We start from the raw sequence: 14,720 nt of genomic DNA, 5'->3' as shown, positions 1-14,720 counted from the left end.
TGGAGGACGGTCTATTCTGCCCGATTCGCCGCGGCTTGTCGGCCGTCGGTGGCGGGCCCGAGGCTGCGCCGGCCCAGCAGCAGCACCCCGAAGAGCACATACAGGAGCGAGGTGTTGGAGCGCCACAGGTAGTCTTCGAACAGGCTGCACACGCCGATGAACACCACCAGCGCGACGCGCAGTGGGGCGAGATCGTCGGCCCGGCGGCGCCACAGGATGGGCGGCAGGTAGGTGAGCAGGAGCACCGCGCCGCCCACCGCGCCGGTGGTGGCGAGGGTGAAGAGGTACTGGTTGTGGGGGTTGTTCGTGGTGATCCGGTCGGGGGCGTGGCGGGCCTGCATCCGGGCGTACTCGTCGCCGAAGTCGCCGGCGCCCACGCCCAGCAGGGGGTGCTCGGCCACCAGGCGGGCGCTGTTCTCCAGGAAGCGCAGGCGCTGGGCGATGGAGGTTTCGGTGTCGTCGTGGCGGGCGGCGGCTTCGGCGAGGGCCCGGTCGACCCGCGACTGGAAGTAGTCGTTGCCCTGATAGGCCAGGGTGGCGAGCCCGCCGGTGAGGGCGAGGGCGACGGCGAAGGCGCGCACCGGCCGCCCGGCGAGTTGCTGGAAGACGAGCAGCGCCAGCAGCACCAGACCGGCGAGCTGGCCGGCGCGTCCGCCGGAGAAGGTCAGGTTGCCCAGGGTGGCGGCGGCCAGCAGCGCGAAGCCGAGGCGTCGGGCGACGGGGCCGCGGAGGGCTTCGCGGGCGGCCAGATAGCCGGCCCAGGCCAGGATGGGGGCGTAGAGGATGTGGTCCACGAAGGGGCCGGTGTCTTCCAGCTCCTTGCGCACGCGGATGCCGCGCGGCCACTCGGGGAAGGCGGTCATCTGCAGCCAGTTATAGTAAGCCAGCGCTTCGGCGAAGGCGCAGCCGGCGAGGAAGGCGGCGATGCAGCGGGGGGCCAGCTCGCGTCGGGCGACGGTGAGGTAGAGGGGCGAGATGAGGAAGAAGGCGTAGCGCCCGACCGTCCGCTGGCCGGTTTCGAGGTCGGCTGTCCAGAGCAGCGACAGGGGGGTGATCCAGAAGAAGGCCTGGAAGACCCAGAAGAGGGGGTCGGCCTTGAGCAGTGCCCACTTTTCGGCGAGGCGGCCTTCCGCCAGGGACAGCAGGAGGATCAGCCCGGAGAGGGCGTAGACCGGCGCGACGTGGGCGGGCAGGAAGAAGAACAGGCTGGCGAAGAGGGCGGCGTTGATCGCGGGGATGCGGGTGCGCAGGCCGGCCAGGGCGGGTGCAAGGGGCATGACGGCGATGGCTTCAGCGACGACCCTGGAGCTGGGCCTTCACGCGGCGGGCCATGAGGAAGACGCTGAGCTTGCGGCGTTCGGCTTCGACCACCCGGGCGAAGTGGCGGGTCACGCGGTGGGCGACGCTGTCGGGCGCCGTGCTGCCAAAGCGCGCGCCGATGCCGCTGGCGATGCTGGCGTCCTCGACCACCACGCTGGGCGCGACCACCGGCACGCACAGGCCGTACTTCCAGTAGCGGTCGAGGGTGTCGTCGATGGGGCTCCGGGGCACCGACAGGGCGGCCAGCAGGCGGCGGGCGCCGTCGAGGCTGACCAGGTAGCCCTGGGTGCCGCTGGGGTGCTTGGTGGGCAGGATGAGCTTTTCGCCGCCGGACAGCGTGGCCACGGGAATCCCGCGGATCGGCTGGAGGGCGGACAGGCGCACGGCGTCGAAGGGGGGCATCAGGGCGGCGGCGTCGCGGGCGACGCGCAGCAGCGAGGGGCTGCACACCACGTCGTCCTCCAGCACGATGGCGTGGGGCAGGCGGCGCTCGACGACGAGCTGCCAGAAGCGCACGTGGCTGAGGTAGCAGCCCACCTCGCCGTTGGAGAGGCGCGGTTCGGCGCCGGGGCCGAGGGTGGCGCGGTCGACCTTGACGCCTTCGACGGCCGGCAGGATCTCCGCTTCGAGGCCGAGTTCGCCCAGGTGCCGGAGGATGGCGGCGCGGCGGTCGGCGGCGCGCTCAAGGTTGACGATGAAGATCTTCATGGCGTGATGTCAGTCTTCGTGGCGCTGGTGGTGGCCGCACAGCTTCATGATCCGGCGCTTGTGCGTTTCGGTGAAGCGGGCCACCGCCTGGCGGAGCTGCGCCAGCGGGCCGCGCCGAACGTGGAGGCCGAGCACCCGGTGGGTGCGATAGGAGGGGGGCAGGCCGTCGAGGACCGTTTCCAGCTCCACGGCCGGGTCGATGCCGTCGCTGGCGAGCTTGCGGTAGAAGGCGCCGGTGGCCTGGATCGGCTTGGTGTGGCGGATCACCGCGGTGTCGACGATGCCCACCTTGCCGCCGGCCTCGTGGGCCCGATGGCAGTAGGCGTGGTCGCTGCCCCAGGTGCTGCGGGTGATCGGGATGGCGTCCAGGTGACGGGCCAGGAAGCCGGTCTCGAAGCACGGGCACATCACTTCGACGAAGTTGGTCTCGCGCCATTCGGCCACGGGGTTGCGGAGCATGATCCGGTGCGACCAGTAGCCGGACCAGTCCTGGGCGGGGTGCGCTACGGTGAGCCCGAGGCGCTCGACGGTCTCGAAGAAGCCCGAGATGCTGCCGCCGGTGACGGCCAGGTCGTCGTCGGCCAGCAGCACGTAGCGGTAGGCCGACAGATCGAGCACGCCGGACTTCACGCACTCGTGGAAGTGCTCGAGCTTGTTGTAGCCGCCCACGTGGGTGGCGACCGCGGCGGGGTGGGGGTCGCGCGGGGCGTAGCCGCTGACGAACAGATCCCAGTTGCGCTCGGGTTCGGCGGCGAGCCACTGGGGCAGCAGGTCGGTGGCGCCAACCCGCATGAAGACCAGGAAGGGGCGGCCGGAGACGGATGATCGGGAATCCATCAGCGTGGTTGGAGCAGGTCGCGGGTTTGTCGGACGGCGCGGTCGAGGGAGCGTTTGAGTTCGGTAACCGGCAGCAGCAGCACTTTGGCCAGATAGACGGCGCGCAGGCGGCGGTATTCGTCCCAGCCGAGGATCGCCGGATGGCGGATGCCGAACAGGCCCCGGAGGGTGGCCCAGGACAGTTGGGTTAGGCTCATGAGGCGGCGGTTGGTCTTGGCGAACACCAGTTCGTGGGGCGAGGCCGTCTTGCCGAAGTAGGCCCGCTTGTAGAGGGGGTCGCCGTTACGGGAGCTGGGGTTGATGTCGGTGTGCTCGAGCCGGTAGTCGAGGCCATTGTACTTCTCGAGGCAAGCCTTGATGTTCCAGCCGGCCCGGAGGATCTCGAGGGACAGCCGGATCTCGTAGTGGCAGATAACGTCGAGTTTGTCCAGACGCGCGTGGATGTCGTAGAAGCCGACGTCCAGCAGGTGGCGGAGCGCCTGGGAGGTGAGGGCGTAGGCGGTGGTCTGGACGTGGGAGTAGGGCCCAGGGTAGGGGTAGAGCTGGCGGAAGCGCTCGGTGTATTCGGAGTCGCCCACCAGGATGGCGATGCTGCTGCCGACGAGCTGCACCTCGTCGCTGAAGCGGCTGACGAAGGGCTCGACCCACGACGCGCCCGATGGCCTGGCGAGGAAGGGGCCGCGTACCGACGAGTTCACGAACAGGAAGTAATCGTAGCCGTCCAGACGATTTCTGAGCTGGGCGAGTGCGGCGACGTAGCCGCCGAAGTCGTTGTTCTTGTTCTCGGTGAAGACGTAGGCGACGTTGCTCAGTTTGGGCAGGTTGACCGAGCAGTGGCCCGAGATGACGACTGCGAAGTCCAGGTCGTCCCGGTAGGCGGCGGACAGGAAGAACACCAGGTTCTCCCGGTAGCGCGTGTCGGCCTCGAAATAATGGAAGAAGACGAGTCCGCGTTTCAAGGCGCCCACCCCTTGGGCAGTCGACCGGCCGGATGGAGGGCGTTCAACTGGTCGGCCCGTTGTCGTGGACGTCCACCCCGGTCGTCCGGAAGGCGTCCAGCATCTGGCGCTTTTCGTCGGCGGATTTGAAGCGCACCCGGTCCCACCCGAAGGCCACCACCGGGGTGCTGGCCGGGGCGGTCTGGCGGGCGAACAGCAGGGCGCTGGAGCGCACGCCCACCACGGCGTCGTAGGGGGTGTGGGCGAGGTGGACTTCGAGCGGCTCGTCCAGGGTGACGGTCTGGTAATCGGGCTGCCTGAGTTCCTGGGCCGGATCTTTGGGGTGGCCCTTGTAGAAGATGCGGGCGATGCCCTGCCCGGCCAGCCAGGCGTGGATCTCGTTGCTCACCGCGTCCCGGTCGGCGGGCTGCATCAGCCCGGCGCCCACCAGGGGCTGGCCGATCACCAGGGCGGTGGGCTCGCCGGCGGTGCGCTGGCGGGTGTGGTCGGGTTCGACCAGGGGCGGTAGCACCACGGTCTTGGCGGGCGGGTACTCGTGGGGCAGGCCGGGCAGCACGTAGATGCGGTCGCAGAAGGGGGCGTCGGAGCCGATGCGGTCGCCGCCGAAGCACCAGTAGTCCAGCTCGGGCGCCACCAGCCGGCGCAGCTTGCGGGCGTATTGGGCGAGGCGCTTGGCGGCGGAGAGCGGGTAGCGGCGGATGCTGATGATGCCGTCGGGCAGGATGCGGGCGTGCATCTCGCGGGCGCCGCAGCGGGGCGGCAGGGCGCGCAGGAAGTAGTTGATGGCCTCGGTGTCGAACACCGCGCTGTGGATGTGCAGCACCTGGCACTGGCCGACCAGATCGGCCACCAGGCGGATGTTCTCGCGCTGGCGGGCGAGGCGGCCGAAGGGGCCGGGCAGGGGTTCCCAGCGGGGCCAGGGCATGTAGGCGGCGGCGTCCCAGTCGGTCTGCCTGACGATGGGGGTGACGCCGCGCTTGTACCACACCAGCACCTGACGGGCGCCGGGCTCGTAGTTTTCGGCGATGCGCCGCGCCGCCAGATATTGCAGCGGGGAGGCGACGAAGTAGAGGGCGACGCGCTCGCGCATGGGGTCAGGCCTCCGGGCTGTCGTGGGCCTCGCCGCTGGCGAGGAGCCGGGCGTAGGCGCCGCCCGCGGCCAGCAGGCTGTCGTGGGTGCCGGCCTCGACGATGCGCCCGCGCTCCATCACCACGATGCGGTCGGCGTCGCGGATGGTGGACAGGCGGTGGGCGATGACGATCACGGTGCGGTTCTTGCGCAGCTCGATGAGCGCGTCCTTCACGGCGCGTTCGGATTCGTTGTCGAGGGCCGAGGTGGCTTCGTCCAGCAGCAGGATCGGCGCATCGCGCAGGAAGGCGCGGGCGATGGCGATGCGCTGGCGCTGGCCGCCGGAGAGCTGGCTGCCATTGGCGCCGACGCGGGTGGCGAGGCCGTCGGGCAGCTTGTCGATGAACTCCATCGCGTGGGCGGCGCGGGCGGCCTTGATGATGTCGGCCTCGGGCACGTCGGGCCGGCCGTAGGCGATGTTGGCGGCCACGCTGTCGTCGAACAGCACCACCTGCTGACCGACCCAGCCGAGCTGCTGGCGCAGGTGGGCCAGCGGCAGGCTGGAAAGCGGCGTGCCGTCGAGCAGGATGCGGCCTTCGGCCACGTCGTAGAAGCGGGCCACCAGGTTGACCAGGGTGCTCTTGCCGCTGCCGGAGGCACCCACCAGGGCGACGGTCTGACCGGGCGGGATGTCCAGGTCGAAGTCGCGCAGGGCGTAGTCGGTCTGGCCGGGGTAGCGGAAGCTGATGTGCTCGAAGCGCAGGGCGCCGGTGGCGCGGGGGAGGCTGCCGGTGGCGGTGTCGACCTCAGCCGGGGTGTCGAGGAGTTCGAAGATGCTCTGGGCGCCGGCCAGGCCGCGCTGGATCACGGCGTTGATGTTGGTCAGGCGGCGGATCGGCTCGAACAGCATCGACATGGCGGTGACGAAGGAGACGAACTCGCCGGGGCTCAATTTGTCCTGGGCCGACAGGGAGGTGGCCGTCCAGATCACGGTGGCCACCGCGGCGGCGGCCAGCACCTGCACCAGCGGCACGTTGATCGCCGAGACGCGCACGGTGTGCATGGTCTGCTTGCGCAGGGTTTCGGAGATCTGGGCGAAGCGGGCGTCCTCGTGGTCGTGGGTGCCGAAGAGCTTGATCTCGCGCACGCCGCCGAGGGTCTCCTCGACCGTGCCGGTGAGGCGCCCGGCGGTTTCCTGCATCTCGCGGTTGGAGCCGCGCAGCTTGCGGCTCGCCACGCGGATCAGCCACGCCACCACCGGCGCGATGGCGACGATGACGAGGGTCAGCTCCCACGCGGTGTAGATCAGATAGCCGGTGAGGCCGACGATGATGAGGGTGTCGCGCACCACGATGATCCAGGCGTTGGAGAGCGCGGCGCCCACCTGGGGGATGTCGTAGAGGATGCGCGAGAGCATGCGTCCGCCGGATTCGGCCTGGTGCACCGGGATCGGCAGGTGCATCTGGTGGCGGAACACCTGCTGGCGCAGATCGGTGATGGCCTTGTTGGCGATCCACTGGCTCGACACGTTGGCGGCGTATTCGGCCAGGCCCTTGGCCAGGAAGGCCAGCATCAGGAACAGCGGCACCTGCCACTGGGCCACCGTGTTCTTCTTGATGAGGCTCTCGTCCACCAGCGGCTTGAGCAGGCCCGGCAGCACGGGCTCGAGGGAGGCCGCGGCGACCATCGCCAGGATCGACAGCAGCACCACCCGCGAGTAAGGCCGCACCGAACCGAGCAGGCGGCGGTAGAGCTGGAAGGAGTCTTTCATTCCCGGTGCAGCACCTTGTCGACGATCAGGCTGGCCCAGCCTTCCTCGCGGAAGCGGGCGTGCAGTTCGAGGCGGTTGTATTCGGTATCCACCCAGTCGAGGAAGCCGATCGGCGACCGGGCGTTGCGGGCCACGTAGGTGGCGAAGAAGAAATCCAGCACGCCGGTCTTGGCGCGCTTGAAGTGGCCGTACTTCCAGGACAGCTCGCTCATCGCGTCCTCGACCCGGTGGCCCAGGTGCAGGATGCGATACAGGGCGGCACCCAATCCGGCCCGGTCTGCACCGGATTTGCAGTGCAGCAGCGCCGGGTACTCGATCTTCTTGAACAGCGCGTCCATCGCGTGGACTTCCTCGATCTCCGGCGGGGTGCGGGAGTAGAGCTTGACGTCGTACAGGGCGATGCCGGCCGCTTCGCAGGCTTCCTTCTCGAGGGCGTAGGAGCCGTAGCCGTGGGCGCCGCGCAGGTTGACGATGCTCTTGAGGCCGAACTTGCGGGCGTACTTGCGGATCTGCGCCGGGCTGGGCTGGCTGGAGCGGTACATGCCGCCGCCCAGGTCGTAGAAGTTGTTGTAGACCGCGCGGATCGCGCCGTGGTCCACCAGATGCATGTCGAACCACGCGCGCACCCGGCCGCTGGTGCTGGAGATGTCCATCGTCATCGGGCGGCCTTCGGGTGCAGGGCGCCGCCGGTGGGGGCGGCGCGACGGGCGGGATGATCCGGCAGTGAAACGTGCATGAGCGCAGACGGCAGCCGCAACCCGGCCCGCCGATCGTGGGAAAGGCGCGATTATCGCATCAAGGGGGCGGGAAGGGAGGGGCGGCGCGTCCGGCCGTTCAGTCGCCCAGGGCCTTCAGGAAGCCTTGGCGGGCGGCTTCGAGTTCGGGGCGGGCGAAGTCGTCGGCGAGGCGTAGGGCGACGGCGTGGTAGGCGTCGAAGGCGGTGCGGATCTGGGCCACGTCCACCTGCCGGCCGGGGGCGGGCGGTGGGGCTGGGGGCATCTCGCCGACGGGCTTGAGCACCGCGTAGCGGGGGATCATGCGCTGGCCGCCTTTTTCGGTGGCGGCGGTCATCGGGCCGGTCTTGGTGTAGATCTCGCCTTCGTACTCGAAGCGGGTGCCGAGGGGGATGAGGTTGATTTTCATGGCGGTGGCTCAGGCGCCCAGGGCGCGGGCGATGAAGTGTTTGGGCACGCGGGGCTTGGGCACGCGGATGTCGAACCAGCGGCGCACGTCGTCGTCCAGCCCGATGCCGTGCATGTAGTTGTAGAGGGCCTTGTTGAGGGCCACGCCGAGGGCGTCGTGGTCGACGCCGGTGGGGTCGATGAAGCCCACGTCGTTCTTGGCGAAGCTGATGGGCGGCAGGGGCTTGAGCTTGATGCCGTATTCGTCCGGGTGCTGGCCCACCGGCGAGTGCACGGTGCACACGAAGCGGTGGAAGAAGCCGGACTGGATGCAGCCGGCGTCGAAGAGCTGGCGGACGTACTCCAGCGCGTCCACCGTGTCCTGCACCGTCTGGGTGGGGAAGCCGTACATCAGGTAGGCGTGCACCAGGATGCCGGCGTCGGCGAAGCCCTTGGTGACGCGGGCCACCTGATCCACCGACACGCCTTTCTTCATCAGCGCGAGGAGCCGGTCGGAGGCCACCTCCAGCCCGCCCGAGATGGCGATGCAGCCGCTGTCGGCGAGTTGCTGGCATAGCGCCGGGGTGAAGGATTTCTCGAAGCGGATGTTGCCCCACCAGCTGATGCTGCGATTGCGCCGGGCCAGCTCGTCGGCGAGCGCCTTGAGCATCTTGGGCGGGGCGGCTTCGTCCACGAAGTGAAAGCCGGTCTGGCCAGTTTCGGCCACCACGGCCTCGATGCGGTCGACGAGGATTTCGGCGCTGGCGGCGTCGTAGCGGCCGATGTAGTCGAGGCTCACGTCGCAGAAACTGCACTTCTTCCAGTAGCAGCCGTGGGCCACGGTGAGCTTGTTCCAGCGCCCGTCGGACCACAGCCGGTGCATGGGGTTGAGCATGTCGAGGATGGACAGGTAGCCATCCAGCGGCAGGCCGTCCCAGGTGGGCGTGCCCACCTCGGCGAAGGGGATGTCGGGTTCAACGAGGTTGAGATAGCGCACGGCGCCGTCTTCACGAACGTAGGTGCGCACCAGCCGCGACGGGCCGCGCTTGCCGTCGAGGTGCTCCAGCAGGGCGAGGAGCGGGCGCTCGCCGTCGTCGAGGGTGACGAAATCGAAGTAGTCGAACACCCGCGGCTCGGTCAGCTCGCGCAGCTCGGTGTTCACGAAGCCGCCGCCCAGCACGGTGACGATCTCCGGGTGGGCGGCCTTGATGGTCTGGGCGATGCGGAAGGCGGCGTACACCGAGCCGGGGAAGGGCACCGACAGCAGCACGAGCTGCGGCTGGTGGCGGGCGACGGCCTCCAGCGCGAGGCGGGCGAGGGTCTCGTCCACCAGCGTGGGCGGCGCGGCCAGCGCGGCGGCCAGGGGCGCGAAGGTGGGCTGGGCCATCGCCAGGGATTCGGCGTAGCGCACGAACTCGAAGCGCGGGTCGGCGGCCTCGCGCAGCACGTCGGCCAGATCGTTGAGGTAGAGGGTGGCCAGGTGCCGGGCTTTATCTTGCACGCCCAGGGCGCCGAAGGCCCAGGCCAGCGGGTCGCCGCCGTCGGGGTCGTAGTACACGTCCAGCGACGCGAAGCGCGGGCCTTCGGGCAGAAACGAGCGGCTGGCGATGCGGTGGGCGAGGGTCGGGTCGCGCCCTTGCAGGAAGCCCAGCGCCGGGCCGACGGTGGCGCGGTAGCGGTCGTACTGGGCCTCGAAGGATTGCAGCGCGGGCGGGCGCTTCTTGCCCGGCAGCGCCAGGGTGAGGTCGAGGAGCGCGGCCAGCCCGGCCGGCGAGAACAGTTCGAGCACCAGCTTGAGGGCCAGGTCGTCCTGGTGCGCATCCACCCCCCGCGAGCGCAGGAAGCCGGTGAGGTAGGCGGTGGACGGGTAGGGCGTGTTGAGCTGCGTCATCGGCGGGATGAGCGACAGCACGCGGCGGGCAGTGACGGGCATGGCGGGTACGGCGGCAGGCGGAGCGGCAATGATAGCGGATCGCCGCCTGCGGGCGCCGCGGTGCCGCCGCGGGGCCTGCGGCCGGCAATATGCGGATGGGAAACAAGGGTTTAAACTTGGGCTTCGTGACGCCTTGCCCGGGGCGCATATTCAACCAGCCAGCAGCCGGAGCCGACCATGAACGACAACTACGACTATCGTGCCACCTTCGATTTCAGCGAGGCCGACCTGAAGGCCATGGAGCGCGCGGTGGCGATCCTGGAAGAGAAGTTCGCCATCCTCGACGACTTCGACGAGAACGACGTGCCCGAGGGCCTGCCCTGCTACCCCCGCGGCGAAGTCTTCATCCGCAAGGCCTGCGAGGTGATCCTGCGGGAGCGCGACGTGTTCGAGGACGACGACGATGTGGACGTGGACGAGATCCGCGGGCACATGTTGAGCGTCAAGCAGTTGAGCCCGCTCCTCACCCGGCTGCGGGTGCTGGTCCACCGGGGCGAGAGCAACGTGCGCGATCTGCTCTGGGAGGCCCGCGAGGCCAGCATGCTGGGGGTGTTCGCCCTCCGCCACATGCGGCCCGGCCTGCGCGAGCTGCCGGCCCTCATCGAGGCGATGTACTTCAAGGGCCCCGACGTGATGCGCCTGCTGCCCAAGGAGGGCGACACCTCGCTGCTCGACGAGGACGAAGTGCGCGAAGCCCGGGGCGGTGCCGCCGGCGAGGCTTAAGCCGCGCGCCGGCCGCGCCGGTAGACGAGCCCGGCCACGCAGGTCGCCAGCCCGCACGCCAGCAGGGTCGGGCGCACCCCGAAGGCGTGGGCGGCGCTGCCCACCGCAAAGCTGCCGATGGGCGCCAGGCCCAGGAAGGCCATCGTGAACAGCGCCATCACCCGGCCGCGGAAGTCGTTGTCCACCCGGGTCTGGATCAAGGTGTTGCTGCCGGCCACGCACAGCAGGATCGAGAACCCCAGCACCAGCAGGATCGGCACGCTCAGCCACAGCCTGCCGGAGAGCGCGAAGGCGGCCAGCGCCACCCCGGCGGCCGGCGCGGCGTGCCCCACCAGGGCGGTGAGGCCGGCGGTGTCGGTGCGGCTCGCCAGCAGCACCGCGCCCAGCAGCGCCCCGGCGCCGGCGCAGCCCATCAGCAGGCCGAACAGGCGGGCGTCGCCGCCGAAGATCTCCCTGGCGAAGAGCGGCATCAGCACCGCGTAGGGGGTGGCCAGCAGGCTCAGGCTGGCCACCAGCAGCAGCGAGGCGCGGATCGAGCGGTTGCCGGCGCAGTAGGCGAGGCCCTCCTTCAGGGCCTGCAGCGGCGGCGCGGCCGGGCGGGCGCCGGAGCCGGCCGGCAGGCGGATCGCCAGCAGGGCCAGCAGCACCGCCAGATACGAGGCGGCGTTGAGCAGGAAGCACACGGCCTCGCCGGTGGTGGCCACCACCCAGCCGGCCAGGGCCGGGCCCACGAAGCGGGTGGCGTGCATCATGAACGAGTTGAGGGCGATGGCGTTGGGCAGGTCGTCCCGGTTGTTCACCAGCTGCACCACGATGGACTGGCGGGCCGGCACGTCCAGCGCGTTGATGCAGCCCAGCCCGAAGGCCAGCCCGATGAGGTGGGCCGGCGTGGCGGCGTCCTGCCAGGCCAGCAGCGCCAGCAGCAGGGCCTGCACCATCGACAGGGCCTGGGTGGCGAGCAGCAGCCGGCGCCGGTCGAAGCGGTCGGTCATCACCCCGCCGACGGCGCCCAGCACCAGGATCGGGATCTGGCTGGCAAAGCCCACCGCCCCCAGCACGAAGGCCGAGCCGGTGAGCCGGTAGGCCAGCCACACCATGGCGATCTGCTGCATCCAGGTGCCGGCCAGGGACACCAGCTGGCCGGCGAAGTAGATGCGGTAGTTGCGGGAGGCGAGGGCGCGGATATACGGCGGCATGGGGGCAAGGCGGCAGGCAAACCCGGAAGGTAGTCTGCTTGCCGCCTGCTGTGAAGGGGCGCCGCCTGCCCATGTCGGGCGGCGGTGGTGCGGATCATGCTATCGTCGTCGATGGGCGGCCTGCCCGGTTTTGACGCATGAGGTGACAGGATGAAGTGGTATCTGCTGGCTTTCCGGAGGTTCGCCGATTTCAAGGGGCGCTCGACGCGCCAGGAATACTGGATGTTCACCCTCTTCAACCTGCTGATCTCCCTCGGGCTGGGGGTGGTGGCCGGCCTGCTGGGCGTTGGCAGCGAGCACAGCCCGGCCGACGCCATCTCCGGGCTGTACACCCTGATCGTGCTGGTGCCCAGCCTTGCCCTGGCGGTGCGCCGGCTGCACGACATCGGCAAATCGGGCTGGTGGATGCTGCTCCTGCTGATTCCGCTTATCGGCGCGCTGATCCTGCTGGTGTTTGCCATCCAGCAGGGCGAGCCGGGCACCAACCGCTACGGCCCCGACCCCAGGGGCGCGCCGCCGCTGCCCGCCTGATCGCCGGTCAGCCCCGCTGCCAGGCCACCTCGCCCAGTACGTGGGTGGCCACCACGCAGCGCGGATCGGCCAGGATCGTCAGCGCGAACAGGCGTTCGGGCAGGGACGCGGTGCGTTCCATCCGCCACGCCAGCTCCGGCGAGGCGGCCCAGTCGAGGACCACGAAATCCGCCTCGCGGCCCGGCGCGAAGCTGCCGACGAAGTCGTCCAGGTAAAGCGCCCGGGCCCCGCCCAGGGTGGCAAGGTAAAAGCCCCGCAGCGCGCCCAGCGGCGTGCCGCAGGCCTGGCTCACGCAATAGGCGTCGCGCAGGGTGGGCAGCAGCCCAAAGCCGGTGCCGGCCCCGATGTCGGTGGCAAGGCCCACCCGCAGGCCGGCCGCCAGACTGGCCGCGTGATCGAAGAAGCCGCTGCCCAGGAACAGGTTGGAGCTGGGGCAGAAGGCCGCCGCGCTGCCGCTGGCCGCCATCGTCCGGCGCTCCCCGTCGCTGAGGTGGATGCAGTGGGCGTGGATCGCCCGCGGGCCCAGCAGCCCGAAGTGGGCATACACATCCAGATAGCCGGCCCGCTCCGGAAAGAGTGCCGCCACCCAGGCCAGCTCGGCGCGGTTCTCGGCCAGATGGCTTTGCAGGTGCAGATCCGGCCGGCTGGCGAACAACTCGCCGGTGAGGCGCAGCTGCGTCGGCGTCGAGGTGGGCGCAAAGCGCGGCGTGAGGCTGTAGCGCAGCCGCCCCCGACCGTGCCAGCGCGCGATCAGGTCGAGGCTGTCGCGGATACCCGATTCGGCGGTGTCGCGAAGCGTGTCCGGGCAGTGGCGGTCCATCAGCACCTTGCCGCACAGCATGCGCAGCCGGCGGGCCTCGGCCACCGCCAGAAAGGCATCCACCGAATGCGCATGCACCGTGCCGAACACCGACGCGGTGGTGGTGCCGTGGGCCAGCAGGCGCTCCACCGCAAAGGCCGCCGCCCGCTCCGCCTCGGACAGATCGGCCAGCCGCGCCTCGGCCGGAAAGGTGTAATCCTTTAGCCAGTCGAGCAGCTGGCGGCCGAAGGCGCCCATGATGCCCGCCTGGGCGTAGTGCAGGTGGGTGTCCACAAAGCCCGGCAGCACCAGCCGCCCGCGGTAATCGTGCAACGTGGCGGCCTTGCGCGCCGCCGGCGGCAGCGCCGCGCTCACCTCGGCCCAGGGCCCCGCCACCACCACCCGGCCGTCTGCCACCCACAGGGCGCCGTCGTCGAAATACCGCCACGCGGCCGGGTCGTCGTGGGGCCCCGGATCGGCAAGAAAGTGGAGCACCTGCCCGCGCACCAGCACATGGCGCTGCCCCGCCGGCGGGGGCGCCTCGTCGGCAGCGGCGGGGTCGGGGGGCGGCAGGGGCCGGTCGATCATCGCAGGGCGTCTCCGAAAAAGCGCGGGCGGGGCGTGCCGCCACGGTAACACAGGCCCGCCACGCGGCTCCACGGCCCGCCTCCCACCCAAACCCCTTGACGCCGGCGGAAGATAGGCTATACTCCACGCCCTTCTGCGCTCCTCTTCAAACAGGTTGCCGCAGTGCCTTGGTGGTGAAATTGGTAGACACGCTATCTTGAGGGGGTAGTGGCGCAAGCCGTGCGAGTTCGAGTCTCGCCCAAGGCACCATAAGCTGTTCCAAAGTAGTCCGAATCAGGCCGGCAAGCCCCGCGAAATCAGGGTTCCGGCCTTTTTTGCGTCCACCGCCGCCTGCTCCCCCGCAGGCGCTCGGCCTACGCCCTCGCAAACGGCCATCGCACCCGGCGACACCCACATCCCGCGCGGTGAAACACCCATTCGCCAGCGCGCAACATCCATGCTCCGCCGCGCAATTGACTTGCGCTCCCGAAGAAGTCACTCAACGCATGCGGAGATTCACTTTTCCGGCGTGTTAAGTGTGTTGATGCGACGAAAAACTCAATCAACACGCGCGTTGAGTGACTTTTCGCCGCTGGAGAGTCACTCCATCGGCGCGTTGATCGACTCTTCTGGCGACGCGCCCGAACGCACCGCCGCGCGGCTGTGCTTATCCCGACGTCGTTCTCAAGAGCTGCCTGCCGCAAGCTCATGTGCGTACTCTTGCGTCATTGCGCGGCCCAGGAGTAGCATTGGTCTATGTAACAGCCCTGTCATTCTGAACAACAGGAAGGAGAAACCATGGACAACGTCAACCCGAAGACCCGCGTGAGCGCAGCCCAGACGCTGAAGAACATCGAGGCCTACCACGCCTTCAGCGCCATGACCGACTACCGGGCCAACAACCCCGACAACAGCCGCGAATCCGTCGACGCCGCCTACGCCGAACTGCGCGCCGCCGAACACAACGCCATCGTCACCCAGGCCGCGGCCGCCGCCGGCGTCGACCTCCTCATCGCCGCCCGCCGCAAGCTCCACAACTCCATGCTCGGCGTCAAATTCGAAGCCCGCGCCCTCTACGGCCCCAACTCCGACCAGGTCGCCGCCCTGGGGCTGAAGAAGAAATTGGAACAATCCAAGAAGCGGAAGACGAAGAAAGCGGAGGAGTAAGAGAATCCAGACCGCCGGC

General features: G+C 69.6%; 14 protein-coding genes and 1 tRNA gene. 4 read left to right on the top strand and 11 right to left on the bottom strand.

Annotated features, from left to right (window positions below):
* Positions 1-11 precede the first annotated feature (11 nt).
* The 9 genes from ACE3N6_RS04080 to ACE3N6_RS04040 form a co-directional block, all read right to left on the bottom strand.
* Positions 12-1,277 carry an O-antigen ligase family protein gene (locus ACE3N6_RS04080; RefSeq protein WP_374243901.1) on the bottom strand — a complete coding sequence of 422 codons (1,266 nt, stop codon included), beginning with the start codon at positions 1,275-1,277 and terminating at the stop codon, positions 12-14.
* A gap of 13 nt (positions 1,278-1,290) precedes the next feature.
* Positions 1,291-2,028: a glycosyltransferase family 25 protein gene (locus ACE3N6_RS04075; RefSeq protein ID WP_374243900.1), complete on the bottom strand. Its 738-nt coding sequence runs from the start codon at positions 2,026-2,028 to the stop codon at positions 1,291-1,293.
* A gap of 9 nt (positions 2,029-2,037) precedes the next feature.
* Positions 2,038-2,865: a hypothetical protein gene (locus ACE3N6_RS04070; protein ID WP_374243899.1), complete on the bottom strand. Its 828-nt coding sequence runs from the start codon at positions 2,863-2,865 to the stop codon at positions 2,038-2,040.
* Positions 2,865-3,824, bottom strand: coding sequence for a hypothetical protein (locus ACE3N6_RS04065; RefSeq protein WP_374243898.1), 960 nt, complete (start codon positions 3,822-3,824; stop codon positions 2,865-2,867). The genes ACE3N6_RS04070 and ACE3N6_RS04065 overlap by 1 nt, the downstream gene beginning before the upstream one ends.
* A 43-nt stretch (positions 3,825-3,867) precedes the next feature.
* Positions 3,868-4,914, bottom strand: coding sequence for a polysialyltransferase family glycosyltransferase (locus ACE3N6_RS04060; RefSeq protein ID WP_374243897.1), 1,047 nt, complete (start codon positions 4,912-4,914; stop codon positions 3,868-3,870).
* Positions 4,915-4,918: 4 nt separating this feature from the next.
* Positions 4,919-6,664, bottom strand: coding sequence for a lipid A export permease/ATP-binding protein MsbA (gene msbA, locus ACE3N6_RS04055; RefSeq protein ID WP_374243896.1), 1,746 nt, complete (start codon positions 6,662-6,664; stop codon positions 4,919-4,921).
* Positions 6,661-7,323, bottom strand: a complete 663-nt coding sequence (locus ACE3N6_RS04050) for a tyrosine-protein phosphatase (RefSeq protein WP_374243895.1) — start codon at positions 7,321-7,323, stop codon at positions 6,661-6,663. The genes msbA and ACE3N6_RS04050 overlap by 4 nt, the downstream gene beginning before the upstream one ends.
* Positions 7,324-7,498: 175 nt before the next feature.
* Positions 7,499-7,807, bottom strand: a complete 309-nt coding sequence (locus ACE3N6_RS04045) for a hypothetical protein (RefSeq protein ID WP_374243894.1) — start codon at positions 7,805-7,807, stop codon at positions 7,499-7,501.
* Positions 7,808-7,816: 9 nt separating this feature from the next.
* The gene (locus ACE3N6_RS04040; protein WP_374243893.1) at positions 7,817-9,718 is read right to left on the bottom strand and encodes a radical SAM protein; all 1,902 of its coding nucleotides are present in this window, start codon (positions 9,716-9,718) and stop codon (positions 7,817-7,819) included.
* Between the two features lie 177 nt (positions 9,719-9,895).
* Here ACE3N6_RS04040 and ACE3N6_RS04035 point away from each other — a divergent pair, with 177 nt between their 5' ends.
* A complete protein-coding gene (locus ACE3N6_RS04035; protein ID WP_374243892.1) occupies positions 9,896-10,441 on the top strand; it encodes a hypothetical protein in 546 nt (181 codons plus the stop codon).
* Here the strand turns inward: ACE3N6_RS04035 and ACE3N6_RS04030 are convergent.
* The gene (locus tag ACE3N6_RS04030; protein ID WP_374243891.1) at positions 10,438-11,637 is read right to left on the bottom strand and encodes an MFS transporter; all 1,200 of its coding nucleotides are present in this window, start codon (positions 11,635-11,637) and stop codon (positions 10,438-10,440) included. The two genes, ACE3N6_RS04035 and ACE3N6_RS04030, sit on opposite strands and share 4 nt — an antisense overlap.
* A gap of 150 nt (positions 11,638-11,787) precedes the next feature.
* Between ACE3N6_RS04030 and ACE3N6_RS04025 the strand changes: the two genes are divergently transcribed.
* On the top strand, positions 11,788-12,168 hold the full coding sequence (locus ACE3N6_RS04025) for a DUF805 domain-containing protein (protein ID WP_374243890.1): 381 nt from the start codon (positions 11,788-11,790) through the stop codon (positions 12,166-12,168).
* A gap of 7 nt (positions 12,169-12,175) precedes the next feature.
* Here the strand turns inward: ACE3N6_RS04025 and guaD are convergent, their stop codons facing one another.
* Positions 12,176-13,555 carry a guanine deaminase gene (gene guaD / locus ACE3N6_RS04020; RefSeq protein WP_374243889.1) on the bottom strand — a complete coding sequence of 460 codons (1,380 nt, stop codon included), beginning with the start codon at positions 13,553-13,555 and terminating at the stop codon, positions 12,176-12,178.
* Positions 13,556-13,719: 164 nt separating this feature from the next.
* Between guaD and ACE3N6_RS04015 the strand changes: the two genes are divergently transcribed.
* Positions 13,720-13,804 (top strand) — tRNA-Leu (locus ACE3N6_RS04015).
* Between the two features lie 528 nt (positions 13,805-14,332).
* On the top strand, positions 14,333-14,701 hold the full coding sequence (locus ACE3N6_RS04010; RefSeq protein ID WP_374243888.1) for a hypothetical protein: 369 nt from the start codon (positions 14,333-14,335) through the stop codon (positions 14,699-14,701).
* Positions 14,702-14,720 lie beyond the last annotated feature (19 nt).

Origin of the sequence: Zoogloea sp., assembly GCF_041904905.1 — a bacterium.
Classification (GTDB): domain Bacteria; phylum Pseudomonadota; class Gammaproteobacteria; order Burkholderiales; family Rhodocyclaceae; genus Zoogloea.
This window is presented reverse-complemented; position numbering and strand designations above follow the sequence as displayed.